Source organism: Phaeobacter sp. A36a-5a (genome assembly GCF_037911135.1).
Lineage (GTDB): Bacteria > Pseudomonadota > Alphaproteobacteria > Rhodobacterales > Rhodobacteraceae > Phaeobacter > Phaeobacter bryozoorum.
Genome location: NZ_JBBLYU010000001.1, coordinates 214,036 through 240,043 on the forward strand (window position 1 = coordinate 214,036; position 26,008 = coordinate 240,043).

General features: G+C 59.8%; 20 protein-coding genes. 5 read left to right on the forward strand and 15 right to left on the reverse strand.

The window, feature by feature from the left end; all coding sequences use genetic code 11:
* Nucleotide 1: 1 nt before the first annotated feature.
* Genes WLQ66_RS01040 through WLQ66_RS01060 form a run of 5 tightly spaced genes read right to left on the reverse strand, consistent with a single transcriptional unit; the run spans nt 2 to nt 7,325 of the window.
* Entirely contained in the window at nt 2–1,378 is a 1,377-nt protein-coding gene (locus WLQ66_RS01040) for a CoA transferase (RefSeq protein ID WP_340544389.1), read from the reverse strand.
* A gap of 38 nt (nt 1,379–1,416) precedes the next feature.
* Nucleotides 1,417–2,571, reverse strand: a complete 1,155-nt coding sequence (locus tag WLQ66_RS01045; RefSeq protein WP_340544390.1) for an ABC transporter permease — start codon at nt 2,569–2,571, stop codon at nt 1,417–1,419.
* A complete protein-coding gene (locus tag WLQ66_RS01050; protein ID WP_340544391.1) occupies nt 2,568–3,596 on the reverse strand; it encodes an ABC transporter permease in 1,029 nt (342 codons plus the stop codon). The genes WLQ66_RS01045 and WLQ66_RS01050 overlap by 4 nt, the downstream gene beginning before the upstream one ends.
* A gap of 14 nt (nt 3,597–3,610) precedes the next feature.
* Complete coding sequence (locus WLQ66_RS01055) at nt 3,611–5,554, reverse strand: ABC transporter substrate-binding protein (protein ID WP_340544392.1); 1,944 nt, start codon at nt 5,552–5,554, stop codon at nt 3,611–3,613.
* Entirely contained in the window at nt 5,547–7,325 is a 1,779-nt protein-coding gene (locus WLQ66_RS01060) for an ABC transporter ATP-binding protein (RefSeq protein ID WP_340544393.1), read from the reverse strand. Before WLQ66_RS01060 ends, WLQ66_RS01055 begins: the two co-directional genes overlap by 8 nt.
* Nucleotides 7,326–7,600: 275 nt before the next feature.
* Between WLQ66_RS01060 and WLQ66_RS01065 the strand changes: the two genes are divergently transcribed.
* From WLQ66_RS01065 to WLQ66_RS01075, 3 genes are all read left to right on the forward strand, one after another.
* Nucleotides 7,601–8,110 carry a class I SAM-dependent methyltransferase gene (locus tag WLQ66_RS01065; RefSeq protein WP_340544395.1) on the forward strand — a complete coding sequence of 170 codons (510 nt, stop codon included), beginning with the start codon at nt 7,601–7,603 and terminating at the stop codon, nt 8,108–8,110.
* A 107-nt stretch (nt 8,111–8,217) separates the two neighbouring features.
* Nucleotides 8,218–8,847, forward strand: coding sequence for a glutathione S-transferase family protein (locus WLQ66_RS01070; RefSeq protein ID WP_340544396.1), 630 nt, complete (start codon nt 8,218–8,220; stop codon nt 8,845–8,847).
* A gap of 120 nt (nt 8,848–8,967) precedes the next feature.
* Nucleotides 8,968–9,633, forward strand: coding sequence for a TetR/AcrR family transcriptional regulator (locus WLQ66_RS01075; RefSeq protein ID WP_340544397.1), 666 nt, complete (start codon nt 8,968–8,970; stop codon nt 9,631–9,633).
* 9 nt (nt 9,634–9,642) lie between these two features.
* On the opposite strand, the gene WLQ66_RS01080 is transcribed toward WLQ66_RS01075, so the two are convergent.
* Nucleotides 9,643–13,065 (reverse strand): indolepyruvate ferredoxin oxidoreductase family protein, encoded by a 3,423-nt coding sequence (locus WLQ66_RS01080; protein WP_340544399.1) that lies wholly within the window; start codon nt 13,063–13,065, stop codon nt 9,643–9,645.
* A 140-nt stretch (nt 13,066–13,205) separates the two neighbouring features.
* On the opposite strand from WLQ66_RS01080, the gene WLQ66_RS01085 reads away from it, so the two are divergent.
* A complete protein-coding gene (locus WLQ66_RS01085; protein ID WP_340544400.1) occupies nt 13,206–13,676 on the forward strand; it encodes an Lrp/AsnC family transcriptional regulator in 471 nt (156 codons plus the stop codon).
* 45 nt (nt 13,677–13,721) lie between these two features.
* On the opposite strand, the gene WLQ66_RS01090 is transcribed toward WLQ66_RS01085, so the two are convergent.
* Nucleotides 13,722–14,114, reverse strand: a complete 393-nt coding sequence (locus WLQ66_RS01090) for a DUF3307 domain-containing protein (protein WP_340544401.1) — start codon at nt 14,112–14,114, stop codon at nt 13,722–13,724.
* Between the two features lie 292 nt (nt 14,115–14,406).
* On the opposite strand from WLQ66_RS01090, the gene WLQ66_RS01095 reads away from it, so the two are divergent.
* The gene (locus WLQ66_RS01095; RefSeq protein ID WP_340546275.1) at nt 14,407–17,364 is read left to right on the forward strand and encodes an ABC transporter transmembrane domain-containing protein; all 2,958 of its coding nucleotides are present in this window, start codon (nt 14,407–14,409) and stop codon (nt 17,362–17,364) included.
* A 100-nt stretch (nt 17,365–17,464) separates the two neighbouring features.
* Here the strand turns inward: WLQ66_RS01095 and WLQ66_RS01100 are convergent, their stop codons facing one another.
* From WLQ66_RS01100 to WLQ66_RS01135, 8 genes are all read right to left on the reverse strand, one after another.
* On the reverse strand, nt 17,465–18,697 hold the full coding sequence (locus tag WLQ66_RS01100; RefSeq protein ID WP_340544402.1) for a mandelate racemase/muconate lactonizing enzyme family protein: 1,233 nt from the start codon (nt 18,695–18,697) through the stop codon (nt 17,465–17,467).
* Nucleotides 18,698–18,724: 27 nt separating this feature from the next.
* Nucleotides 18,725–19,816: a zinc-binding dehydrogenase gene (locus tag WLQ66_RS01105; RefSeq protein WP_340544403.1), complete on the reverse strand. Its 1,092-nt coding sequence runs from the start codon at nt 19,814–19,816 to the stop codon at nt 18,725–18,727.
* A 138-nt stretch (nt 19,817–19,954) separates the two neighbouring features.
* Complete coding sequence (locus WLQ66_RS01110; RefSeq protein ID WP_340544404.1) at nt 19,955–21,307, reverse strand: class-II fumarase/aspartase family protein; 1,353 nt, start codon at nt 21,305–21,307, stop codon at nt 19,955–19,957.
* Entirely contained in the window at nt 21,307–22,029 is a 723-nt protein-coding gene (locus WLQ66_RS01115; RefSeq protein WP_340544405.1) for an alpha/beta fold hydrolase, read from the reverse strand. The genes WLQ66_RS01110 and WLQ66_RS01115 overlap by 1 nt, the downstream gene beginning before the upstream one ends.
* Nucleotides 22,022–22,813: a 3-oxoadipate enol-lactonase gene (gene pcaD / locus WLQ66_RS01120; RefSeq protein ID WP_340544407.1), complete on the reverse strand. Its 792-nt coding sequence runs from the start codon at nt 22,811–22,813 to the stop codon at nt 22,022–22,024. The genes WLQ66_RS01115 and pcaD overlap by 8 nt, the downstream gene beginning before the upstream one ends.
* A gap of 96 nt (nt 22,814–22,909) precedes the next feature.
* The gene (locus tag WLQ66_RS01125) at nt 22,910–24,112 is read right to left on the reverse strand and encodes an endonuclease/exonuclease/phosphatase family protein (protein WP_340544409.1); all 1,203 of its coding nucleotides are present in this window, start codon (nt 24,110–24,112) and stop codon (nt 22,910–22,912) included.
* Between the two features lie 52 nt (nt 24,113–24,164).
* Entirely contained in the window at nt 24,165–25,139 is a 975-nt protein-coding gene (locus WLQ66_RS01130) for a threonine ammonia-lyase (protein ID WP_340544410.1), read from the reverse strand.
* Nucleotides 25,136–26,008 (reverse strand): alpha/beta fold hydrolase, encoded by an 873-nt coding sequence (locus tag WLQ66_RS01135; protein WP_340546276.1) that lies wholly within the window; start codon nt 26,006–26,008, stop codon nt 25,136–25,138. Before WLQ66_RS01135 ends, WLQ66_RS01130 begins: the two co-directional genes overlap by 4 nt.

Consider the following 26,008-nt stretch of genomic DNA (forward strand, 5'->3'; position numbering starts at 1 on the left):
ATCAGCGAGGCCAGTCCGGCGCTGCTGTTCCTGATGCCGTCGCGGGCTGGACCCACTGCATCTGCGTCTTACCAACCGCCAGCGGCGCAAGCAGCCGCTGTCCGGATCCCCAGCTTGTCTGCTCCACTTCCGGTGAGAAGTCGTGATCGACTGCGCCCGCCAGTTCCTGGCCGGGTGCGCTGTCATCGCCATGACAGTCGGTTAGGGATGTGAGCTCATGCGCGGTGCGGGCCAGCGACAGGCGCGCATCGGCAACAGGCTCGCCTCTGCTTGCCTTGCCCAATGCCTGTAGAACTGCTGCGGCCATCAGATAACCGGTCGCGTGGTCCAGTGCCTGTACAGGGAGCGGAACCGGTTTTGCCGCGGGGTCAGATGTCGATGGAAATCCGGCGACCCATTGGCGCCCACGTTCGGCGATCCCGCTGCTCATCTGCACAAGGCTGTCAAATCCCCTGCGCCGCGCCCACGGGCCGGTCCAGCCATAGGCATTCAGGCGCACATCAATGAGGTTCGGCGCGAGTTCCTGCAGCTTTGCGGTATCATATCCCAGCCCGTCCAGCGCTCCGGGACGAAAGCCATGCACCAGAACATCGGCGTCGGCTAACAGAGTTTCAAAGCGATCACGCCCGCTGGCGGAGCGCAGATCCAATGACGCCATATGTTTGCCCAGGGAGATATCCTGAAGCACGCCGGGTTCGTCCCAGCCCGGCGGATCAATCCTGAGGACAGTTGCACCGAAGGCGGCCAAGGTCCGGGTCGCTACCGGGCCTGCCAGCACCCGCGTGAGGTCCAGCACCCGCAGTCCCGCCAAAGGCCGAGCCCCTGTTGCCAATGGTTGCTTTCGGAGGTTGATGTGACGGGGCCGCCCCCAGGCGATCAAGGGCTCGGAACCGACTGCCTGCCCCTGTTGATGGGCCTGCCAGTCGGCATGGCTGCGCATCGCTGCCGCGACACCGCCCGCACCAACGATGGCCTGCTCCAACGTATCCGCGGATCTGCTAGCAACAGCGTCGCGTACCGCCTCCGGGGTAGGTTGGCAGCCGAGGGTCGCCAGCGCCGCGTCGCGATGATGGGGAAGGTTGGTATGAAGCCGGATCCATCCGTCGGCTGTGCGATAATCGCCGGCCAAGGGGTCCCAGAGATTGGGCATCTCCCAGCCCATGGGACGGAAGCTGTAGCGAAACCAGAGCGCAGCCCGGCGCTGATCGACGGTAACGGCCAGATCTTCGGTGTCGAGGTTCATCGCGGTCATCAGTTCGGCTAGGGCGACCCCGACCGCAGCCAGCGAGCGGTTGGCCAGTTCCGAAACAGCATAGCAGCTGGGCCAGCGAGCACCTGCGATCACGGAGTAGGTTTCAGGGTCTGGTAGCGCCTGCATTGGGCTCTCCTTTCGCGGGTCAGTTGATCACCTGGGGGTTATTGCTGGTAGGGATCGAGGCTGTCGCGCAATCCGTCGCCGAGGAAATTGAATGCAAGCACAACAATGATGATAGGAAGCATGGGAATGGCGGTCCATGGGTAAATCTCGATCGAAGCAAGATTTTGCGCGTCGTTCAGCATGACGCCCCAACTAACGGCCGGGGCGCGCAAACCGAGGCCAAGGAACGAGAGCGCCGTTTCACCAAGGATCATTGCCGGGATCGACAGGGCAGCAGAGGCGATAAGATGTGACATGAAATTCGGCAGCAGGTGTTTGCGTATCACCCGCCCCGAGGACGCTCCCATCATTTCTGCAGCGCGGACGTATTCTTCTTCGCGCAGGGATAGGAACTTCGCTCTGACGGAGCGCGCCAGGCCGGGCCAGTCAAGAATGCCCAGAATGATTGAGATGACAAAGAACACCGCGACTGGCGACCAGTTGGATGGCACAGCGGCGGAGAGCGCCAGCCACAGCGGCAGTTCAGGCAGCGAGCGCAGGATTTCGATCATCCGGTTGATCATCCAGTCCAGCTTGCCGCCGAAGTATCCCGCGAGGGAGCCAAAGAATATCCCCAGCACAAAGGAGACGGTGATGCCAATCAGACCCACGGTGAGTGACAGCTGGGCGCCATAAAGAATACGGCTGAAGACATCCCGGCCCAGCCGGTCGGATCCCCAGATAAACAGAGTTGCGTCTTCGGGGGGGCAGAACAGATGGGTGTCGGAGGGGAACAGCCCGGCAATCTTGTAGGTTGCACCCTCGCAGAAGTATCGCAGCGGTTGCGGGTTTTCCAGATCTGGCTTGAAGACCCATTGAAACGTTTCGAGATCCGCCTCCGAGGTCATCGGATAGATAAACGGCGCGCGCAGCTTGCCCTCGTGGAACAGGTTTATGGATTGAGGCGGCGAGTAGATATGCTCGCTGTCGCGCTCATTCGGGCCGTAGGGCGCTATGAAGCCGATGACAGGAAGCAGCAGGTAGCAGACCAGCAGGAAGATACCCGAGGTGAGTCCCAGTTTGTGCGTTTTGAACTTGCGCCAGATCAACACCCAATTGGGGGCGTCGAGATCCTTGCGCTCCAGCTCTTGCAGGGCCGTATTGGGATCATAGGGCGCGGTATCGACGTAGCGATTGTCGGGTTGGGTGCTCATCGCTTGCGCTCCTCATAGCGGATGCGGGGATCGAGCATCACCAGCAAGACATCGGAAATCATGGTCCCGATCAGGGTGAGCAGTGCGACGAACATCAAGACGAAACCGCTCAGGAACATATCTTGTGTTTTGAGTGCGGTGAGTAGGGTAGGCCCAATGGTCTGCAGGCCCAGAACAACGGAGACCAGAACCGAGCCGGAGATCATGGCTGGCAGCAGGTTGCCAATATCCGCAACAAAGGGGTTGAAGGCCACACGCAGCGGATATTTTGTTAACATCCGGGCCGGTGCCATCCCCTTTGCTATCGCGGTTTCCACATAGGGTTTGCCGAGTTCATCCAGCATATTGGCCCGCAGCCGCTGCATCATGGCCGAGGCGCCGGAGGTTCCGATCACGAAGGTTGGCACAATCAGGTGGATCAGAATGGATTTCACCTTTTCCCATGTCATCGGCTCTCCCTCATAGGCGGGATCCATCAGGCCACCGATTGGCAGATCGAAATATTTATGCCCATAATAGAACAGGATAAGCGCCAGCAGAAAGTTCGGCGTTGCGAGCCCGAGGTATCCAACGAAGGCAGAGGTATAGTCGACCCAGGTGCGAGAGCGCGCTGCCGCCAGGACCCCCAGCGGAAGTGCAACGAGGTAGACAAACAGCACTGCTGCAACATTGACCAGAACGGTGAGCCAGAGGCTCTCACCGACGATCTCGGCAACCGGGCGGTCAAATTCGAAAGACCAGCCAAAATTGCCCTGTATCATCCCGGAGAACCCATGCGGGCCCGGCATGAACCCCATCCAGATCATGTATTGCTGCCACAGCGGGCGATCCAGCGCATATTCCTTGCGAAGGAATTCCGCCTTGTCCACGCCGGACGACTGGCCGGAGGCTCGCAGCTCCGCGATCTGGTTGGACAGGTAGTCACCGGGGGGCAGGTTGATGATGACGAAGATCAGCACTGATACCACAAGCAGCGTCAGCAACATGGTTCCAAAGCGATAGATGGCGTAGCGCAGGATCTCCATCTGGTCGTGGTCCCTCAGCCTTTGCCGTCTTCGAAGAAGAACTCATCCGGGCGGTAGATGCCAAAATGGGCGCCCGGATCCCAGGCCCAGGTGCCTTTTGTCGGCACATTGCGCAGACGATTGCTGACAACAACAGGTTGCGGGGCCGCAGCGACCAGACCGATTGCATAGACTTCATCAGCGTGGATCTTCAGCATTTCCTGCCAGACCTTGGTGCGGGTTTCGTCCGTTGTTGCGGCTTCCCAGGCGTGCCAGAGTTCCATCAGTCGCTGGGCGGGTTCGAGGTCCGGTGCCTCCCCAACGTCACCTCCGGTCTGATGGTATTGGCCCCATTTCGGCCAAGACAGAAACACCTGATCGGTCGGTGCCAGATAAGCAGGTGAGGTATAGGTTTGCGGCAGCCCGTTGTCCCAGCCATACCAGACCGAGGCCATTGTAGTGCCGGAAAACACCCGGTTGCGCAGGATGTCTCGATCAAGGGGCCGCATCACCAGTTTGACGCCAACATCGCGCCAGTCATCGGAGATGATCTGTAGCGCGTTTTCTACCTCCTGACGTTCGCCGGCGGTCTCCACGACAAGTTCCATGGGACGGCCATCGGGCAGTTTACGGATGCCATAGCTGTCACGCTCGCTCAGCCCGGCTTGGTCCAGAAGCTGGTTTGCCAGCTCGGGGTCATATTGAGCCCAGGCCTCGCGCAGGGCGGGATCAAAGAAGGGGCTGGCCTCAAGCACCGTCATCGCCCCCGGCTTTGCCAGTTTGAAATAGAGCGCCTTGTTGATGCCGGCCCGGTTGATCGCGACAGAGAGGGCCCGGCGTACGCGCGTGTCGCGCAGAACCTGGCGCCATTGGTCGTCGTTTACGTTGAGATTTGGATAGATGGCGATCTGAGAAGCAGTTCCATTGCCCCAGAGATAGGTCTTGTAGGCGGCGCCATCGCTCTCTCCCTTGCGCAGGATCGGAATATCGCGAAAGCCAAGTCCGCGGGCTTGCAGGTCCGCTTCGCCGGCATTGGTCTTGGCGGCGACCAGGCCGCCTGCCACGATTTCCATCTCGACCGTGTCGATATAGGGCAGCTGCACGCCCTTGCTGTCGACACGATGGTAATAAGGATTGCGCACGAAGAGATGCCGGATCTTCTTGCCCGAGGTTGCATTGATCCAAGGCTGCAAAGTCGGCAATTCGTGGTTGTCGAACTTATACATATTGTCGAGCTTGTTGTGCAGGGCGGCCCAGCTCTTGACCCGGGCATAGTCCACTTCCTCAGCGAGCTTTTCGGGGTCGGCGTAATCGGCATGAAACTGTTTCAGATAGGCCGATGGGCGATAGATGAAGGGCGGGCTGGCCTGCGCAAGACTGTGCAGGAAACTGGGATTGGGGGCAGCCCATTCGTAGATGATGGTTGTTTCATCAGGAAAACTGACGGTTGGCAGCGCCCCATCCACCCGCAGATAATCCGGGGCGCCAGTAGGGTTGAGTAGCAGGTTATTGGCGACGTCTTTCCACCAGTATTCAAAATCGGCAGAGGTGAAGGGATCACCATTTGACCAGCGGTGACCCGGACGCAGTTTCAAGGTGAAGCGGCGATTATCCTCAACCTCGAAATCCAGCAGGATGTCTGGCTGTAGCTGATAGGTCTCGTCATAGCCCGCCAGTCGGGCGTAGCCATACACCACCATCTGCCGGATGTCCTTGGACCGAGTCACCATGGTGTTGAGCGTGCCGCCCTGGACCCCGAACCGACGGCCCTTGGCTTCCAGATCGACGATCAACGGGACCTCGGGCACTCGTTCGGCGACGGGCGGCAGGTCGCCGGATTGCACCTCCTGTTCCCAAAATCCGCTTTCGATCAGTTGTGCGGGCGTGGCGAGGGCCGTCGAGGCCATTGCCAGACTGAGGGCATGGGCCAGAACCGCTCCAGTTGCGAGGGTCTTCAGGGATGAGCGCAGATTAAACATGACAACGTACCTTATGTCCGGGCTCCACTTGTACCAAAGGCGGTGCCGTGATGCCGGAGAATTTGAAACGGTCTGGCCAGCTGTCGGGCGATCCGGCGCCCTGTGCTACCAATTTGAGATTGATCGGGCGCTTGATGCTCGGTTCCGGCTGCGCAGCAATCAGTGCCTTGGTGTATGGATGCTGAGGATTGTAAAACAGCGTTTCAGGCGGCGCCTGTTCTACCACCATACCACGGCGCATTACAGCGACCTCATCGGCGATGCGTGCCACCACAGCCAGGTCGTGGCTGATAAAGAGATAGGACAGTTGCTGCTGATCGCGGATGTCCTCCAGCAGTCGCAGGATCTGTTCCTGGACCGAGACGTCCAGGGCCGATGTCGGCTCATCGCAGACGATCAGCGATGGATCGAGCATCAGCGCGCGGGCGATCGACAGGCGTTGGCGCTGACCGCCCGAGAACGCATGTGGATAGCGAAGCAGCATTTCAGGTTGCAGGCCCACCAGCCGCAACATCTCTTCGGCGCGATCCCGGCGGCTGCTGCGATTGCCCAAACCGTGGATCTCCAGAGGTTCCGTCATGGCATCCTGAACACGCATCCGCGGCGACAGCGATGAATAGGGGTCCTGAAACACCATCTGGGCGGCTCGTTGAAACGCCGTCCGGCTGCTGCGGTCCATGTCATGAACAGAAATCGGTGCGGCATCTGCTGCGGGTCTGAACAAGACTTCCCCGCCGGGGTCGGGGGCTTCGGCGCCAAGCGCAATACGTGCGGCTGTTGTCTTTCCCGAACCGCTTTCGCCGACGATTGCCAGCGTCTTGCCGCGCGGGAGCGCTAGATTCAGCTCTTTGCAGGCATGAATAAGGGTGGGCGCAGACCAGCCTTTGCCAGCCCGCAACGCGTATGTCTTGGAAATGTTGCGCAGTTCAAGGATCAGATCGTCCTGCGGCACAGGGGAGACGGGTTCTGGTGTCTCGGGGATCTGCGGGGCCGCCCTGAACAAAGCCTGAGTGTAGGGATGCGCGGGCGCGCCAAGGACAGCTTCGGCACTGCCGGATTCCATGACGCGGCCTTTGTGCATGACGACGACCTGCTCTGCCATATTGGCGACAACACCCAGATCGTGGGTCACCAGGATCATCGCCATGCCGGTATCGCGCTGGAGGTCTTTCATTAGGCCCAGTACCTGTGCCTGGGTGGTTACGTCCAGCGCCGTCGTCGGTTCGTCCGCGATCAAAAGATCAGGCTTGGCGACCATCGCCATCGCAATCATCGCGCGCTGACGCATCCCGCCGGACAGCTCAAAAGGATAGGATTTATAGGTGCGCTCCGGATCCGGGAAGCCCACCCGTTCAAAACAGGTCAAGACCTCGCGCTTGGCGGCGCTTTCGCTCTTGCCACCATGCAGCCAGAGTACTTCGGCAACCTGATTGCCGATCCTGTGCAGTGGCGAAAGAGAGCGCATCGGCTCCTGAAAGATCATTGCGATTTCATTGCCGCGAACGTCTCGCATCTGCCGCTCGCCCAGCGTGCGCAGATCCCGTTCGCCACCGCCGTTGGCGCCACGCCACAAGATCCGGCCCTGCCTGATCTGCGCGGCCTTCGGCAGGATCCGCAAGACAGCACGACAGGTCACGGTTTTGCCCGAGCCGCTTTCTCCGACAAGCGCAACGGTTTCACCTGCGGAGACGGAAAAATTCACGTCTCTCACAACCGGGTCACCCTGGCCAAATCCGATACTGAGGTTCTCGACAGACAGCAGAGGCGTCATTTAGCCTAAGCCGCCAAGCCGTTGCGGCGCTTGCATAGCGGTTCCATATCCCCTGTTTTTTCGCCCACTGTCGCGCGCCACTGGGGCAATAGTCAAATCCCATTTCCATACCCTAAAGATTGATGCCAAAAAATTGAGTGCCCGCGAGCAGCCCAGGCTCGTGCAAAAGCGCAGAGACGCATAGCTTTCGGATGCTACACATTCGCGACGATCTCTGTCACAGCTGTCGCAACTTGCGGCCTTAGTGCTGCCACGGTCATCTAAGGGAGAATGTCATGAACGCGCAGAATACCACCACACGGCTTGATCTGTTTATCGACCGGATGGTGTCGCAGCGGGCCTGTCTGGATGCGGCTATTGCGCAGACCGCGGGCCGGACAGAGCCGGTGTTTGAACTGGGGTTAGGCAATGGCCGTACCTTTCACCACATGCGCGAACGCATTCGTGATCGTGACGTCTATGTGTTCGAGCGCGCCGTCGCCTCGCATCCTGACAGCACGCCAGCGGAACATCTGACCATCCTTGGTGACGTTCGTGAAACACTGCCTGCAGCCGCAGACCGGTTTTCGGGAGGCGCCAGCCTGATCCACGCCGACCTGGGCGGGCATGACCGCGAAAAGAACGACGCCTTCGCGAGGATGATCTCGCCTCTGGTCGAGCCGCTTCTGGCGGTGGGCGGCCTTATGGTGTCCTCAGACCGGATGTATTTCGACGCGCTGGTGGAACAGCCTTTGCCAGCGGGGGCGGTTCCGGGGCGGTGTTTCATCTATTGCCGTGTGAGCTGATCCGCGCGTGTCAGCTGCGGTTGCGACGTCGGGTTTGACTGGCGCCGTGGCCTTCCGGCGACCTAGGCTGCTTGAGACGTTCCGAAACGCAGATGAGAGGCCGCACTATGATATTTTACGATTGCAGCACCGCCCCCAACCCCAGACGAGCGCGGATGTTCATCGCAGAAAAGGGGCTGGAGATCGAGACGCGCGACATTTCGATTGCAAAGGGCGAACAATTGTCTGAGGCGTTTCGGGCGGTCAATCCGCAGGCGACGCTGCCGGTTCTGGTGACGGATGACGGGCTGACCTTGACTGAGAACCTGGGGATTGCGGCCTATCTGGAGGCGCTCCACCCGGAACCGCCATTGACGGGGCGCACTCCGGCGGAAAAAGGGCAAGTCCTGATGTGGCATGCGATAGTAGAGGCGCAGGGCGGACTGCCGATCGCCGAAGCGCTGCGAAACAGCCACCCGTCCTTTGCCCACCGGGCCATTCCTGGCCCCGAAGATCATGCTCAGATTCCAGAGTTGGCAGAACGAGGTCTTGCCCGAACTGCGCGGTTTTTCGATCTGCTGGAGGCGCGCTTGCAGCAAAGCGTCTTTGTCGCTTTGGACGATCTGACCCTGGCCGACATTGCCGCCTTTGTTTTTGTCGACTTCGCCCGGGTCATTAAGATGCGTATCCCGGCAGACAATACTGCGACCCGCGCGTGGTACGATAGGATCGCCGAGCGCCCAAGCGCCCGATTGTGAGAACACTTGTAGGACCGGATGGACAGCCTGTACAAACAGCGGCAAGTTGTGCGGGCAGATCATTCGTGTCGTCTGCGGCCCGCCCGCCGAGGTTTCAATCCAAGTATTCAGAGGTCAGCCATGGCTGAAAAACCGATCCTGCACCGCGATGATCCCGAAGCCATCCCATTGGTTGGCAACGTCAAGGTCACGCGTGCAGATTGGCTGAATGTGGCGATGGATGTGCTGATTACCGACGGGGTCGAGCAGGTCAAGGTGCTTGCGCTCGCGGAACGCATGGGGGTTTCTCGGTCTTCGTTCTATTGGTATTTCAAGTCACGGCAGGATCTGTTGGACGCGCTGCTGACCAATTGGGAACAGACCAATACGGTTGGCCTGATGGGGCAGGCTGAAGCTGCGGCAGAGACCATTACCGCCGCTGTCCTGAATGTGTTTCGCTGTACGGCGAACCCGCAGTTGTTCAACACGGCTCTTGACTTCGCGATACGGGACTGGGCGCGCAGATCCGGCCATGTGCGCAATATTCTGGACATGTCGGATGCCCGCAGGATCGATGCGTTGACCTCGATGTTTCGGCGCTATGATTACCCTGAACGCGATGCAGAAACGCGGGCCAAAGTGCTCTATTACATGCAGCTGGGCTACGACATGGCGGGCCTTAATGAGCCGTACGAGCAGCGGCTCAGCATGACGGGGGCTTATCTGGAGGTCTTTACCGGCCAGTCGGCCAGCCCCGCAGAGCTGGCCGAATTTGCGGAATACGCCAAACAGTACTGGCGCCCCTAAGACGCGGTCTCACATCGCAGTGAGCAGCTTGTCGACGTCGGCCCTGGTCTTTTCGGCGGCGGCCATGCGCACCGGTCCGTATCCACGGATATCCATCGGTGCAGTCAGCACGGACAGCCATTTGTCGTGATCCTCTGCTGTATAGCGTACGGCGGCCTGCTGGAGGATGCCCTGATACCAGCTGAGCAGATCACGGTGCAGACGTGCCTCTTCGTGATGACCGAAGGGGTTCCAGCGATGGCCTCTCAGGCGGCGTCCCTTCGCCAGAAGGCGGAGCGCCGGACGCATCCAGCCGCCGAACTGGATTTTGCGGGGGCGGCCCCGCGCATCGGTTTTGCGGCTGAGGAGCGGCGGGGCAAGGTGATAGTTCACCTGAAAGTTGCCCTCAAATTCGGTTTCGAGCTGATGCGTAAAACGATCGTTGCTCAGAAGGCGGGCCACTTCGAATTCGTCCTTGTAGGCCATCAGTTTGAACAGCGATCTTGCGGCCGCCTTGACCAGCTCTTCAGACCGATCCACAGGAAGGGCATCGCGCAGGGTTTCCAGCTGGGCAGTATAAGATTGTGCATAGGCAACATCCTGATAGCCGGTCAGAAACGTGGCGCGGCGGTCAATCAGCTCGGCCAGGGTTTCTACGCGCGCCTCCTCTTCGGAGTAGAGATCTAACAGGCGCGCCGGATCATGGGCGAAGGCCCGCCCGATGGCCAGGGCCAGGCGGTTCTTCTCGATCGCAACACCGTTCAAGACAATAGCCTGATCAAGGGCGACGAGGCTGACCGGAACCAGTCCCTTTTGCCAAGCAAAGCCCAGCATCATGACATTGGCCAGAACGGCATCGCCAAGCAGAGTTTCTGCCGCTTCATTCGCGTTGAAGCCCGACAGGTTGTCGGCACCGATAACATCGGCGATGGATTTTTCGCGCAGAGTGGCCATCAAGTCGGCATCACGGCGCAGGACCAGATCGCCTGTGGGCATTTCGGCGCGGTTCAGCACCATTTTCGTGCCCTCGCGATAGTGGGCTGACGCTTTCGGAGCGGAACTGACTACCACGTCGCAACCGATTACCGCATCTGCCGCACTTTGGTCGATACGCACCTGATGCAGCGCGTCCGGTGCATTTGAAAGGCGGATGTAGCCGAGTACGGTGCCGAACTTCTGTGCGAAGCCGGTAAAGTCCAGGACGCTGGCGCCTTTCCCTTCCAGATGCGCGGCCATAGTGATCAGAGCACCTACCGTGACGACGCCCGTACCGCCGACACCGGTCACCAGAAGATCGAATGGATCCTCCAGCGATGGCAAAGCAGGCATAGGTAGGCCAGCGGTCAGCGTACCAATGTCCAAAGCGGCAATTTCTTTCTTGCGCCGCGTTGCACCTTCCACGGTTACGAAGCTTGGGCAGAAACCATTCAGGCAGGAGAAATCCTTGTTGCAGCTTGAAAGGTTGATCTTGCGTTTTCGGCCAAAGGGGGTCTCTTTCGGCTCGACACTCAGGCAGTTGGATTCCACCGAACAATCGCCGCAACCCTCACAAACCAGATCATTGATAAAGGCAAACCGCTTTGGATCCTCCATTGTGCCACGCTTGCGGCGGCGGCGTTTTTCGGTGGCGCAGGTCTGTTCGTAAATCAAGACGGTAACGCCGGGGATCTCCCGCAGCTCGCGTTGGACGGTGTCCATTTCGGCACGGTCGTGAAAACTGGTGCCCGCAGGGAAATCGGAGGGGGAGAACTTGCCGATCTCATCGGACACCAGCGCAATCCGGTCGACGCCTTCTGCGCGGCAGGTTTGGGCGATGCCTGAGACACTGACCGGTCCATCCACTGGCTGGCCGCCGGTCATCGCGACCGCATCATTATAAAGAATTTTATAAGTGATATTTGTGCCCGCAGCGACCGCCTGACGGATCGCCAGAGAGCCGGAGTGATACCAGGTGCCCTCGCCAAGGTTCTGGAACACATGCTTGCCGCCGTTGAATTTCGAGGCAACTGTCCAGGGCACCCCTTCGCCTCCCATCTGGGCATAACCGGCGGTGTCGCGGTCCATCCAGCTGGCCATGACATGGCAGCCAATTCCCGAGTTGGCCTTGCTGCCTTCAGGCAGTTTAGTGGAGGTGTTATGAGGGCAGCCCGAGCAGAAATAGGGGGTGCGGGTGGCACCGGGGATATTCAGCAGCTGAGGGGGCTTGGCGGTCAGAATATCTGCCCGCTCCAACAGGTTTTCCTCTGGGAAGAACCGGTTCAGGCGTTCCGCCACGATCGGCACCAGCTGCAAAGGCGACAGCTCACCTGTCCAGGGGATCAGCGGGTTGCCCTGACTGTCATGTTTGCCGACCATCCGTTCCGGTTTGTCGCCTGGCCAGTCGTAGAAATATTCCTTGAACTGGCTCTCGATGATGCCGCGTTTTTCCTCGACTACCAGAACTTCCTGTTTGCCTTTTACAAAACGCAGTGCCTCGGTGCGGGCTAGGGGCCAAACCATCCCAACCTTGTAGATATCAATACCGAGACGTTTGCAGGCGGCCGCATCAAGTCCGAGCAGGCGCAGCGCCTCCATCAGGTCCAGATGTCCCTTGCCCGTGGTGACAAAGCCGAATTTTGCCTCCGGCAGATCGTAGATCCGCGTATCAATCGGATTTGCCTCGGCGAAGGCACGCACCGCACGCAGCTTGGCGTGGATCCGGGTCTCAATCTCGGGCGAGGGCAGGTCTGATCTGCGGATGTGCAGCCCGCCTGGATAATCGGGCAGTTCGGGGTAGGAGAAAGCGCGGTCCGGGCGCAGGTCCACGGAGCGTGCGCTTTCCACGGTTTCCGAGACGGCTTTGAACCCTACCCAAGTGCCCGAATAGCGCGACAGCGCAAAGCCGTATTCGCCAAACTGCAGGAATTCCCCGACATCGGCCGGGTTCAGGACCGGCATGAACCAGGACATGAAGGCCACGTCGGACTGATGTGGCATTGAGGAGCTGACGCAACCATGGTCATCGCCTGCAACGACCAGAACGCCGCCCTTCTCGGATGAGCCATAGGCGTTGCCGTGCTTCAGCGCATCGCCGGACCTGTCGACCCCCGGTCCCTTGCCATACCACATGGAGAACACGCCCTCGACCTCGCAGTGAGGGTCAAGAATGGCCTGCTGCGCGCCCAAGACGGCGGTTGCGCCCAGATCTTCGTTCACGGCGGGCATGAAGGTGATGTTATTGGCGTCCATGCGTGTGCGGCTGCGCCAGAATTCCAGATCAACGCCGCCTAGCGGAGAGCCGCGATAGCCGGATACAAAGCCTGCGGTATTCAATCCGGCCGATCTGTCGCGCCGTGCCTGATCCAGCATCACGCGCGCCAGTGCCTGGGTGCCGGTCAGAAAGACGCGGCCCGTCGTCATCTCATACCGGTCATCCAGCTGGTAACTGCGAAAATCGTGGCTGAGCTGGGTCATTGGAGTATCCCTTGCAATGATACGATCATATGCGCGAAATGATAATCCACATTGTCTGGATATTCTTGCCAGATTACCTCTGTATTACTCCATTCATGAATGATATTTCCATGTGATGTAAGAATTTGGATGATTTTACCATGGATGATGATCTCACCCTTGATGATCGGGACCGTCGGATCCTGACGCTGCTGCAACAGGATGCGCGGATGTCGAATGCGGATCTGGCAGAGGCGGTGGGGATGTCAGCTTCGGCGTTGTGGCGGCGGGTGCGCGCACTGGAGGAGGCGGGTGTCATTGAGCGCTATGGCGCGGTGGTGAACGCGGCGGCTATGGGGCTGGGATTTCACGCGATTGTCCATGTGCAGCTGACCCGTCACGACCGCGAAAAGCTGGCGGACTTCATCAAGGCGGTTGAGACCAGCCGTCTGGTTCAGGAATGCTATGCGACCACGGGGCAGTCGGATTACCACCTGCGGGTATTGGCGCCTGATCTTGACGCCTACAATCGGTTTCTTGAGGAGTTTCTGTTCCGCCTGCCTGCGGTTGCCAGTGCGCAAACAAACGTGGTGCTGCGGACCATCAAGCGCGACGAACCTGTCACGCGCTGAGCTTTGTCCCGGGCGCCGACAGCTTAGGTCGCGCTGCTTCGGCTTTCAGCCGAAACTGACATGCGCCCAGGCAGCTGCCATCGCAAGATAGGTGAGTTGGTGTAAGGCCTGGTCGGTGCCCATCGCGCGCCAGTAGACAGCCATATTCGGTGCCAGTTCCTTGCGTTTGGAATAGCAGGCCTTGCAATAGTCGATGTTGAAATGTGCCACCCATTCCAGCGCGCAGATGATCAAGATGAAGCCAACCGGAGCCCCCATGATAACAAAGGCAATAATGGATCCCATCACATGCACCCCCGCATGTTGTGCCCGTCCGGCATGCAGATATTCACCACGACCCGAGAGCATCTTGGGTGTTTGCAGGTAGAAATCCGCAAACATGTGTTTGATCTGAAGCAGGCAAAGCAATCCCAAAAGGGATGCGAGGTGGTCTGTCAAAGCAATGGCCCCGTTTTGTGTCGCGCGCTGAAAGCTTACGTATTTTTTCGAAACAGGCAAATGGCCTGTGGCACTAATCGCCACGACGCTCCGTCATCTGGATAGGCTTTGGGCAAGGTCAGCTGGATTGAGCCGGACAACACGGCGTGTGACGTCCGTCTTGCCATTGCCTGCAACTGGCAATCCGGGCTAGGCATATCGGGATCAGTTTCCGTAACATTTTCCATTTCGGAGCCGTCCCATAGAACGCACTCTTTTTCGGTTTATCTGGAACTACTCAAAGCGCGACCAACTGGTTCTGTTGGTGGTCACGGCCTGCCTGTTTCCACTTCTCTATCTCACTCTGGAACTGCCAAAACGCATCATCAACGATGCTATCGGGGCGCAGAGCTCCACAATTGACCTGCTTGGGTACGAGTTGAACCAGCTGCATTATCTCTGGCTTCTCTGCGGTGGATTTCTTCTGGCGGTTCTCGCGCATGGTCTGCTGAAAATGCGCATCAACACGATGAAGGGGGTTCTGGCCGAGCGGATGCTGCGGCGGTTTCGCTATCGGTTGATCTCGCGTGTTGTGCGATTCCCACAGCCGTATTTCGAGCGGGTAAGCCAGGGCGAACTGGTGTCTATGATCACCTCGGAAAGTGAGCCGATGGGGGGGTTGATGGGGGATGCGGTCAGCCAGCCGGTGCTACAGGCCGGTCAGATGCTGACGATCCTCTATTTTCTGTTCATGCAGAGTGTCTGGTTCGGTCTGGCGGCGGTTGCGCTAATTCCCTTGCAGGGCTGGTTGATCCCGATGTTGCAGCGGCAAATCAACCTGTTGAACAAGAAGCGTATTCATCAGATCCGCGCTTTGGCCTCCGAGATCGGCGAAAGCGCTGCTGGCGCATCTACCCTACGTCTGAACGGCGGTTGGCGTTACCGGATGGCTGTCATCACGGATCGGCTCGGATGGCTCTATGACATCCGGTTTGCGATCTATCAGAAAAAATTCTTCATGAAGTTTCTCAACAACTTCATTACCCAGCTGACACCGTTTCTGTTCTATGCAGTTGGCGGCTATCTGGTGCTTGAAGGCAAGGTCTCGCTCGGTGCACTGGTTGCAGCCCTTGCCGCCTACAAGGACTTGGCATCGCCCTGGAAGGAACTTCTGGCCTATTACAACCAGACGCAGGATATGGCGTTGCGCTGGGATGTGATCCTGGAGCGATTTGACCCGCCCGGCATGGTCGATGAGGCCTTGATGACGGGCGCGCCCGAGGATTTGAAACGGCTTCGGGGCGATATCGTCGTGGAGGGGGTCAACGTCCGCGATGCGGATGGCAATCTTGTTCTGGAAGATCTCAATGCCCGCTTCCCGGCAGGCAAGGTGATCGGGGTTGCCGCGCCTTCGGAGGAGGATCGCCGTGCGTTGGCGGGATTGTTGACCCGCGAATTGCTGCCTTCGGCGGGCAAGGTCTGTATCGATGACCAGAACATGCGTGAAATTCATCAGGCGGTGATCGCTGCCCGCATCGGTCATGCCACGTCCCGCCCGGTGCTGTTTCAAGGCTCTTTTGGCGACAATGTGATGATGCCGATCAGGCAGCGGCCGCTTGGTACTGCGCAGGACCTGCGGCGCTATGATGTGGCGCAGCGTGCGGGTAACAGCCCAGATCCACTGGACGCCTCCTGGCTGGACCCGAGCCTGGCCGGGTTCTCCAGCGAGGCGGAGCTGCGCGACTGGTGGTTGCGGTTGGTGTCGGGGATCGGGTCCGATACCGCCCTGTTCCGTCGTGGCGTCGAACAGCGTTTTGATGCCAAGAGTCATTCAGAATTGGCGCTTCAGCTGGTCGAACTGCGGCCAAAGGTGCAGCAGGCGGTTACCAAGGCGGGCCTGGAACAATACGTGCACTTTCTGGCGTCAGATCGGTACAATCCGGCCCTGCCGGTGGCGGAGAACCTTCTCTATGCAACCACGCAAGCGCGGATCACCGAAGACGTCCTGAGGCAACAGAGTGATTTTCTGGATCAACTCAGGGCACTCGATCTTGACGTCGATCTCGTCGCGCTCAGCCGTGACGTGGTGGAAATGCTGCGGCAGATCTTTGGCATTGACGGTACCGATCATCCGCTCTTCCGCAAGCTTGGGCTGGAGGCTTCGGCCTATGAGGGGGCGCTGGCTCTGGTCGACAAGACCCGGAACGATGGCGTCTCTACGCTGAGCCATGAAGAACTTGCGCGGTTACTTATCGTGCCTTTCAGCATCTCTGCCGAGCAAATCGGTGCTGCGTTCAGCGATGAGATAGAAGAGCGCATTCTTGCGTTCCGCCAAAGCCACTCCAAGCAATTGACGGCTACGCTGGGTGATATTTTCGAGCCGCTTGATGAGGCGGCCTTTGCTCCGGGTCTGACGGTGCTCGAGAATGCCCTGTTCGGCAAGATCTCCGATAGCGCCGGCGGGCGAGCCGAGGAAGTGCAGAAGCTGGTCTCAGAGGTTCTTGTCGAGAACGGCGTGCGTGATCGGGTTGTTGAGCTGATTTTTGATCTGCCGATTGCGATAGGCGGGCAGGGGCTTGCAGCCAGCTTTGCCGAGCCGCTTGCCTTCTCGCGCGCTTCGATCAAGCGCCCGGATATCCTGATCCTAGACGCTGCAATGGCGAGCTACGATCTGGATACACGCATCGCCATTCACAAGAACCTGCGCCATCTTTTGCCAGAGACGACGCTGATCTATCTGGGCAGCAGTTTTGAAAGCCCGGATGTCTTCGACAGTTATTATGAGCTTCGCCAGGGCCGGTTGGTGAGTGACACCCCCGCTGCGGATGCGGTCAGTGATGGTGCGGGCAGTGCTGATCTTGCACGGAAACTACGGGCGCTTGAGCAAACGGAGCTGTTCTCCGAGCTCAACCGTCGCCAGCTCCGGCTTCTTGCCTTTGGGGCGCGCTGGTATACCGCCAAGGCTGGTGACACGGTGTTTCTCAAGGACGATGAAGCGAGTGACGGCGCTTATATGATTCTGGAGGGCGAAGCGGGCCTATATCTGCCGCAGGAAGGTGATGACAGCCGTCTCGTAGCCAAGGTCGGTGCCGGTCGCCTGGTTGGCGAACTGGGATTGATCCGGAAGGAACCCAGGGCGCTGAGCATGATTGCCGAAAGCGAGCTGACGTGTTTGCGGATCGGTGAGGAGGAGTTCCTCGCAGTTGTCGAAAACGATGCCGCCACGGCTTTCAAACTGTTGCAGGTGGTTGCTGGCTACGTGTCGAGCTAGCGCGGCCGAGACTTGTGGCAGGGCACGCGCAGGCCGGATGGTCAGACAGGCGGCGCGCATGAGCGACAGGTTCGAAATCCTACTGCGACGGGTAGTTCTGTTATTTGGTTTTGGGCGGCGCGCCGCCGACAAAACTGTTACCATCGGCGTAGTTGCAGGGGGTATCCTGCATATTGAGGTGCAAATCGTCTCCCTCGAATGGATGGGCGCGGGCGAGATCTTCGTCTACTTCGATACCAAGGCCGGGGGCGTCCGAGGGGATGACGAACCCAGCTTCGATCGTGATACTCTGCTTGATCAACGACATGTGGAACGGCGTTTCAATGGTCTCAATCATCAGAAGGTTGGGGATCGACGCTGCCAACTGGATATTGGCAGCCCATTCCACCGGACCGGCGTAGAGATGCGGGGCCATTTGGGCACCAAAAACCTCGGCGATGGCCGCAATCTTCTTGACCTCCCAGATGCCACCTGCCCGCCCCAATGCGGGTTGCAGGATTTCGGCCGCGCCAGCGCGCAGCACAGCGGCAAACTCAGCCTTGGTGGTCAGTCGTTCTCCGGTGGCAACGGGAATGCGCACCCGTTCAGCGACACGGGCCATATCCGCGACCAAATCGGGGGGGGTCGGCTCCTCGAACCATAAGGGGCTATAGGGTTCAAGAGCCTTCCCCAACCGAATGGCGCCGGCGGGCGTGAACTGGCCATGGGTTCCGAATAGTAGGTCGGCACGATCTCCCACAGCCTCACGGATCGCTCGGCAGAAGGCGACGGATTTCGTGATGTCAGATTGCGCCGGCATATGCCCGCCGCGCATCGTATAGGGACCGGCGGGGTCGAATTTGATCGCTGTATATCCGTTCTCCACAGCTGCAATGGCGGATTCAGCTGCCAGCTCGGGGCTGTTCCAGAACGCATCCATGTCGTGATGGGGTTGCGGATAGAGATAAGTATAGGCGCGCAGCCGCTCGTTCATTCGCCCGCCGATAAGTGCGTGAACCGGACGATTGCGATCCTTTCCGAGAATGTCCCAACAGGCGATTTCCAGTCCTGAGAATGCGCCCATGACGCTGAGGTCGGGCCGCTGGGTGAAACCTGACGAGTACGCCCGTCGGAACATCCATTCGATGTTTTCTGGCGATTGTCCCAGCATGTGGCGGTCAAATACATCACGGATCACGTGGCTCATCGCGTCTGGGCCGATCGAGGCCGCGTAGCATTCGCCCCAGCCGATGATGCCGGTATCGGTGGTCACTTTGACGAGGATCCAATAGCGCCCTCCCCAGCCGGGCGCGGGTGGGGCTGTGACGATGATGTCGAGGTCTTGCAGTTTCATGTCATTTCCCCGTGGCTAATGAACGGTTTATTGGTCGAAAACGATGATGTTGCGGCGCGCCGAGCCCGTCTTGGTGTCTGCGATCGCTGCATTGATCTCTTCAAGCCGCCACCGGCCGGAGATCAGCTCGTCCAGCTTCAAACGTCCTTGTTTGTAGAGGTCTACCATCCATGGAATATCGCGCTGGATAACGACGTCGCCCATTTTCGACCCGATCATGCCCTGACCGATAGCCGCCATGATCACGGGTTCGTAGCTGGCTTTCGCGCCGGAATGGGGCATGCCGATCATCACCATGCGCCCACCGACACCGAGATACCTTGTGGCCTGATCGTAGGCGGGGATCGCACCAACGGTGACCAGGACGACATCTGCACCGCGACCGCCAAGCGCTTTGTAGGCGGCCTTCCAAGGGGCATCCAGACTGCCGAGAACCGTATGGGTGGCCCCGAACTCTTCGGCAATGGCCAGCTTGTCCTCGCTGAGGTCGACAGCGACGATGCGGCGGGCGCCGGCGATACGGGCGCCCTGAATCGCATTGAGGCCGACACCGCCTGCACCAATCACCACAACATCCTGGCCTGCGCGCAGCCGGGCGGCGTTCACCGCAGCGCCGACACCGGTGATCACGCCGCAGGACAGAAGTGCCGCAACGTCTTTACCCAGATCTGCCGGAATTTTCACAATCTGGCGTTGGTCAACCACCACCCGTTCTGCAAATGCACCGCAGGCCATGGCCTGCATCAGGGGGGAACCTGCAAGGGTTTTCAGCGGGCCATTGATAGCATCATAGGGGGTCTCGCACAGCGTTGGAGCGCCCCCTGCACAGCTGGGACAGCTGCCGCAGGAGCGGATCAGGGTCACGACCACGCTGTCGCCTTCGGCGAAGCCATGAACATGCTCGCCAACGGCGCTGATCACGCCGGCAGCCTCGTGACCATAGACAGCGGGCAGGAAACCGCCCCAGGCACCCTCCGCATAGGAGATATCACTGTGGCAGATCGCGACGGCATCCAGTGTGACCTCCACTTCACCGCTACGCGGCGCGGCAAGCTGGACATCCTCGATCACAAGCGGGCTGCCGAACTGATGGCATACGGCTGCTTTAACGATAGGCATGTCGCGTCTCTCCCCTTTTGTGGTCACGGTGGACCGGGGGAAGCGAGCCCGCAAGCCCGAAACCGTCTGTGACGCGTCGTATCTTGAAGACGAATTGGCGCAGGGGGCAGGGAAACGGTTGCGCCGATCACCGCCGGGTCAGGAGGGATTTCGTCTGGCTTGCAGTGCGGTGACGCTTTTCGCAAATTGCTGTGCCTCTTCCGGGGCAGAGCCAAGTTGCCGTACTGCGTCAAATATCGCGGTGTGATCAAGCTCTGGATAATGCGCGACCGTGATCTCCTGCAACGATTTTCCGTCTTGGGCGGCCTTGGCACAGAGCTCCTTGACCATCGCCTGCGCCTCACCACGCCGCATATGCTCAGCCAGAGCAAAGCTCAACGCTTCGGCATGAATGGTACCGTTGGCAGCGTTCAGATTGTGCCGCATGCGGTCGACATCCGGTGTCAGCCCCCGGGTCATGGAATTGGCAATCCGCACGGCACTGGCGGCGCAGAAAACGGTCTGCGGCAGGCTTAACCATTCGCCGAACCAGCTTGTGCCGTCCCGTTGGTGCTGATGACCAGCAGAATGATGCAGGGCCGAGAGCTGGGCGTTTGCCTGCGACGTCAGCGCAACCAATGCGGAGGCGCCTACCGGGTTTTGCTTCTGTGGCATTGTGGATGAGGCGCCGCGACTGCTGCTGATCGCAATCTCATCAATACCACTCTGACGGAGGGCGAGGCAGTCAGTACCCAGTTTGCCCAATGCAACGCAGACCCGGGTAAACCAATCGGCAATACGCAAGACCGGCGTGCGGTCGGTATGCCAGCTGCGACCCGGATCGGCGAGCGACAGACCGGCGGCCAGTTCTGCGCGCAGCTCCGCAACCCGGGGGCCAAGCGCGCCAGAGGTGCCCGCGGCGCCTGAAAGTGACACCAGCAGACAGCTGTCGCGCAACCTTGGCAATTCGTCCAACAGCCCAAGCAGGGGCTGTCCCCAGGCGGCCACGACAGCGCCAAAACTTGTTGGCGTGGCCAGCTGGCCGTAGGTGCGTGCGGCCATCGGCAGGCTGGCATGGGCTTCAGCCAAATCGGAGAGCTGGGCCAGCAGCGCCAGCAGATCTCCTTCCACCGCCGCAAGCGCCTGTCGCAGGCGTAGCATCAGCGCGCTGTCCATGATGTCCTGCGAGGTGGCGCCCCAATGAATATATTGTGCATGTTCCGGCGCGCTCATCTCGCTCCGCAGTGCTGCGACCAGACCTGGAACCGGCACGCCGTTCTGCCCAGCCGCAGCAGCCAGTGCCCCAGGATCAAGGGCGACCTCCATCACGGCGCGTCCGATCGCGGCGGCGCTGTCTTCGGGGATCATGCCGACTTTGCCCTGCGCCTTCGCTAGCGCACCTTCGACCAGCAGCATGGCACGGATTTCAGCACTGTCTGAAAACAGCCGGGAGACATCTCCGGCAGGAAAAAGCGCGGCATAGAGCTGACTGTCAAAAAGAGAAGCGGCCATCAGAGATCTTTCACTATGGTTGCCATCACCGTTGCCAGTTGATCGGGCGCGGCAAAGAACGGCGAATGTGACGTGTCGAGATTTTTTACCCGATCAGTGGGCCAATCCGCCACCATTTCTGCCTGATACTCTGGCGGGATGACGCGATCTTGGGTGCATCGAATATAGGCTTTTGGTGTCGCGGCCCATTGTGGACCCAGTTTCACGGGCGTGTCTTGCGGCCTGATCGGCTGCGGTGCCAGTCGCGACAGCGCATAGTCCACCACTGACCTCGGGCAATCGTGGTATAGCAAATCCGGTGCGGCTTCGGGGTCGAAACAGTAGCTTTGCCCGTCCGCGGTTTTCAAAACCTTGCCGATGAGCGGTTGGCTTGGGCCGCGTTTGCGCATGTCGATCATCGACAGGCCATTCCGGGGGACATAGGCGCAAAGGTAAATCAATCCACGCAGCGGTGGGCCGATATCGGCTGCGGCTGAAATCGGGTAGCCGGCCCAGGAATGGCCCACAACGATAGTCTCTGATCGCGCGGCGTCGCGGACAGCGGCTACGGTTTCCTCCAAAGTGACAGCGACTGGATCGCACCCCCGCGCGTTGCCGCCTATACGAGGGCCGGGAAGGTCGATGGTTCGTGCGTTGATCCCGCGTGCTTCCAGTTGAGGCAGGACGTCGCGCCAGCACCACGAACCGTGGCAGGAGCCGTGGACCAGCAGCAGATCAGTCAATATGCCCGAGCTCCCTCAGGAAGGTCACCAAACGGTCGGCAAAGATATCGGGCTGTTCGACACAGGGAAGATGTCCGGCGCGGCGGATCAGCTCGAACCTTGATCCGGGGATTAAATCCACCGTTTCGCGAACCAGATCTGCCGGCGTTGCACCATCATCCGATCCCGCGATGCCCAAGGTTGGCAGGCGCAGGCCGCTGGTTGGGGTGTAAAAATCAGTTCCGGCGATGGCCGCGCAGCAGCCGATATAGCCTTCGACCGATTGCCCAAGCAGCTGGGCGCGCCAGTGGGCCAGCTCCGGGGACCTGTAGAAGGCTGGAGCAAACCAGTTCTGCATGATCGTGTCGGCGACCGCATCAAGCCCATCCTGCTTGATCGCATCAATGCGCTGTTGCCATTTGGCGGCGGTGCCAATCTTGGCCGCCGTATTCGAGAGCACCAGTCCGCGTATCAGATCCAGCCGCTTGACGGCCAGCCCCTGCGCGATCATCCCGCCGATCGACAAACCAACAAAAATACAGTCCCGCACCCCCAGATGATCCAGCAGGCGCTCGGCATCGCGTACCAGAGCGCCCATCGAATAGGGAGCGGGCGTGGCCGACGTGCCGCCATGGCCGCGCAGGTCATAGCGAATGATGCGCAGCGACGGCGGCAAGCGCGTCACCACGTCGTCCCAGACATGCAGATCGGTGCCGAGTGAATTGGCGAACACCAGCGTCGGGCCGTCAGGCGTTCCATCCAATTGATAGTTCACCCGGATGTCACCCAGATCTGCAAGCGGCATGGAACTCCTCCTGAGCTTATTCGATGCGCTTCCCTAGCCTGCGTGTTTCAGGACGTAAACCCGATCCGAGCACCGCCATGCGGCTGGATCGCGGCTCTATTCGGCAGTCTCGAGCCGCATATGGGCCATGATTTGCCCATGGTCGGAGGCCAGCTTGTTATAAGGCGCTTCGGGGTGGCTGCCATCAGTAAGGTGGTCGTTGAAGACGCTGAAATATTGCATTTCGCCGATGGCCCCTGTCCATTCGGGATCAAAATGGCGGGATATATAGATCTGATCGATGCTCTGGTGCACGCCTCCGAATGTGGTGGTGTATACCACGTCACGGAGAGATTTCTTGAGAAACAGCTTTTCCGCCGAACGCAGGCGAACCCGGTCGATCATTTCCCGGATCTGACGGTCTTCGTCCGGGTTGTAGCGATCTCCCGAGTGGCGAGCGTCATGCCGCAGCATCCAGGAGTAGTTGCGAAACGGTGTCTCGCCGCTGATGATTTCAGAGCTGACGGCATCCTCGCTATCATTGAAGTCTCCCAGGACCATGACCGGCCGGTCCTGTTCCAGCTCGTCCAGGATGGCGCGGCGCAGAACCCAGGCCTCGGCCATACGCCGCAGAGCTGCCCGCAACGCGCCCATGGCCCGCCCACTGGCATCATAAGCCGTGAGCACGGTTTCGGGCGCATAAGGCGCCCCAAGTGGTGTTATGAACTCGCCCAGTTTCGATTTCAGGTGGCAGTTGAATACGCTGATGATTTGGTCCGCGACGGGAATGCGGGCCTTCATGATCGGTCGAGACAGCCGTCGCAGCGTGTAGTAGCCTGCGTCATCCTCGCCGCCCAGGCAGGCCATCGGGATATCCAGCGGCAGCGGCAGGTCCTGAATAATCTCGACCGGTTCCACAAAACCCGTACGTGACAGAATCGCGAGACCGGGGCGACGCTTGCCCGGAGTGTCGTGGTCATTTGTATTGGCAGCATAGGCCAGCTTGGCATCGGTATAGGGCGTATAGACCAGTTTGCGGAATATGGCTTTGCGGTGGTAGCGTTTGGAGCGATCGGGCAGGGTCGCGGCGTTTACCTGTTTGCCACGCCGATCGGTTTCGGCGATCACCTCGCGCAGCGTCGCCTCATCGAAGATTTCCTGAAACCCCACGATATCGGCATCGAGCGTCAGCAGCTGATCGGCCAACCAATCGGATTTCCAAGCATATTCCTCGGGCGTGTAGCTTTGAAACCTGTAGTATTCTTGATCGGGACCGATCAGGTTCTTCACATTGAAGGAGGCGATAGTGAACTCGGTCATAGGGGCACTCCAGGGGCGAAGGGCACCGGATCGATCGGCGCGAGTGTGAAGCCTATCCGAACTTTTGTAGCGCTTCGGCAAAAATGGCGGGGTCGACATTGCCACCGGTCGCAATGGCAATGGCGCTCGATCCGTTGAGGTGGTCTGCGTGAAACAAAGCTGCCGCCAGCGAGACAGCACCGCCAGGCTCCAGCACGATTTTGAGCCTCGAATAGGCCAGCGCCATGGCGTGCATGGCCTCGTCTTCGCTGACAGCAATTCCGGAACCGCAGAGCCGTGACAGGATCGGGAAGGTGATTTCGCCGGGTGCAGGCGTGAGAATAGCGTCACAGAGTGAGCCGGCCGTGGTGTCATTGCGACAGATCCGCCCGGCGGCCAGTGACCTGGCAACGTCATCGAACCCCTGCGGTTCACAGGGGCGAACCCGCATTTTTGGCGCAGCGTGTTCCAGCGCCAAGGCAACCCCCGAAGTCAAACCACCACCGCCGCAGCAGACCAGAACATCCGCCTCGGTCACGTCTTGTTCAGCAGCCTGTCGGGCGATTTCCAGACCAACTGTGCCCTGACCGGCGATGACCTCGTCGTCGTCGTAGGGCTTGATCAGGGTGAGGCCGCGAGCCTCTGCCAGCTCTGCCCCAATGGCGTCACGATTATCGGTGGCGCGATTGAACAGCACCACCTCTGCGCCGAGCGCACGGGTGTTGGCGATCTTAATTCTTGGGGCGTCCTGCGGCATCAGGATCACGGCGGGTGTGCCATGGGCGGCCGCCGCTGCGGCCACACCCTGCGCATGATTGCCACTTGAATAAGCAAGCACGCCTTTCTTGCGCTGATCCTGGCTGAGCGCAGACAGCGCGGCCCAGCCCCCCCGGAACTTGAACGATCCGGTATGTTGCAGGCACTCGGCCTTGATCAGTACCCGGCGACCCGCGATGTCGTCCAGAAAGGGGGAGGAGAGCAACGGCGTTTCGCGGGCGTGGCCCCGCAGGCGCTCCGCAGCGGCACTGATTGCGGCAAAGGATGTCATTGGGCGACCTCGAGAATTCGGTGGATAAGGGCAAGCGCCTTGGGTTCGTCCAGAAACGGGACATGGCCGCGATCCGGCACTTCCATGGCGATCAGGTCCGGCAGACGGCGCTGCATGTTCTCGTAGGTCTCAGCCGTCAGAATGTCGGAGTTCGCGCCGCGGATCACGCCGCAGGGCAGACCTTCAAGTGATTGAAACAATGGCCAGAGATCCGGCGCTGGCCCCGCTGCAGCCTGCGCCAAGAGAGCTTCACGCAACCGGGCGTCATAGCGCAGCGCCAAACCCGTCCGGGTCTGCGTGTAAAAAACCTCGGCTTCTTCGCGCCAGCGTGTCATCGGCACATCGGGAAACGCTGGCGCCATATGGGTCGCAAGCGCGGAGGCGGCTTCTTCGTGGGTTTTGGCTGCCGGACGATATCCGACATAGGCCATAATCCGGGTGATCCCATCTGCCGGAATTTCTGGCCCGACATCGTTCAGGATCACACCGGCCAATCGCTCCTTGTGTAGAGCGGCCAGTGCCATCGCCACCAACCCGCCGCGCGAGGTGCCGAGTAGCGTCACGCGATCAATGCCCAGATGGTCCAGCAGCTCGATCACATCCTGCGCCTCGCGCGGGGCCGAATAGCTATGGATATCGTCTGCATATTGAGACCGGCCCCGACCCCGGGCGTCCAGGGTGATCAGGCGATGGCCATGAATATGCGGCCGCAGGTAGCGAAAGTCCTGCCCGTCACGTGTGAGCCCTGCCAGGCACAATAGGGGTGGGCGGGAAATGGCTGTTGTCTGGGGGGCGAAGTCTGGATCGTCATAGGCCAGCTCCAGCCCGTCAGAGCTGGTAAAATATGAGAATGCGCGTGGCGTGTTCAG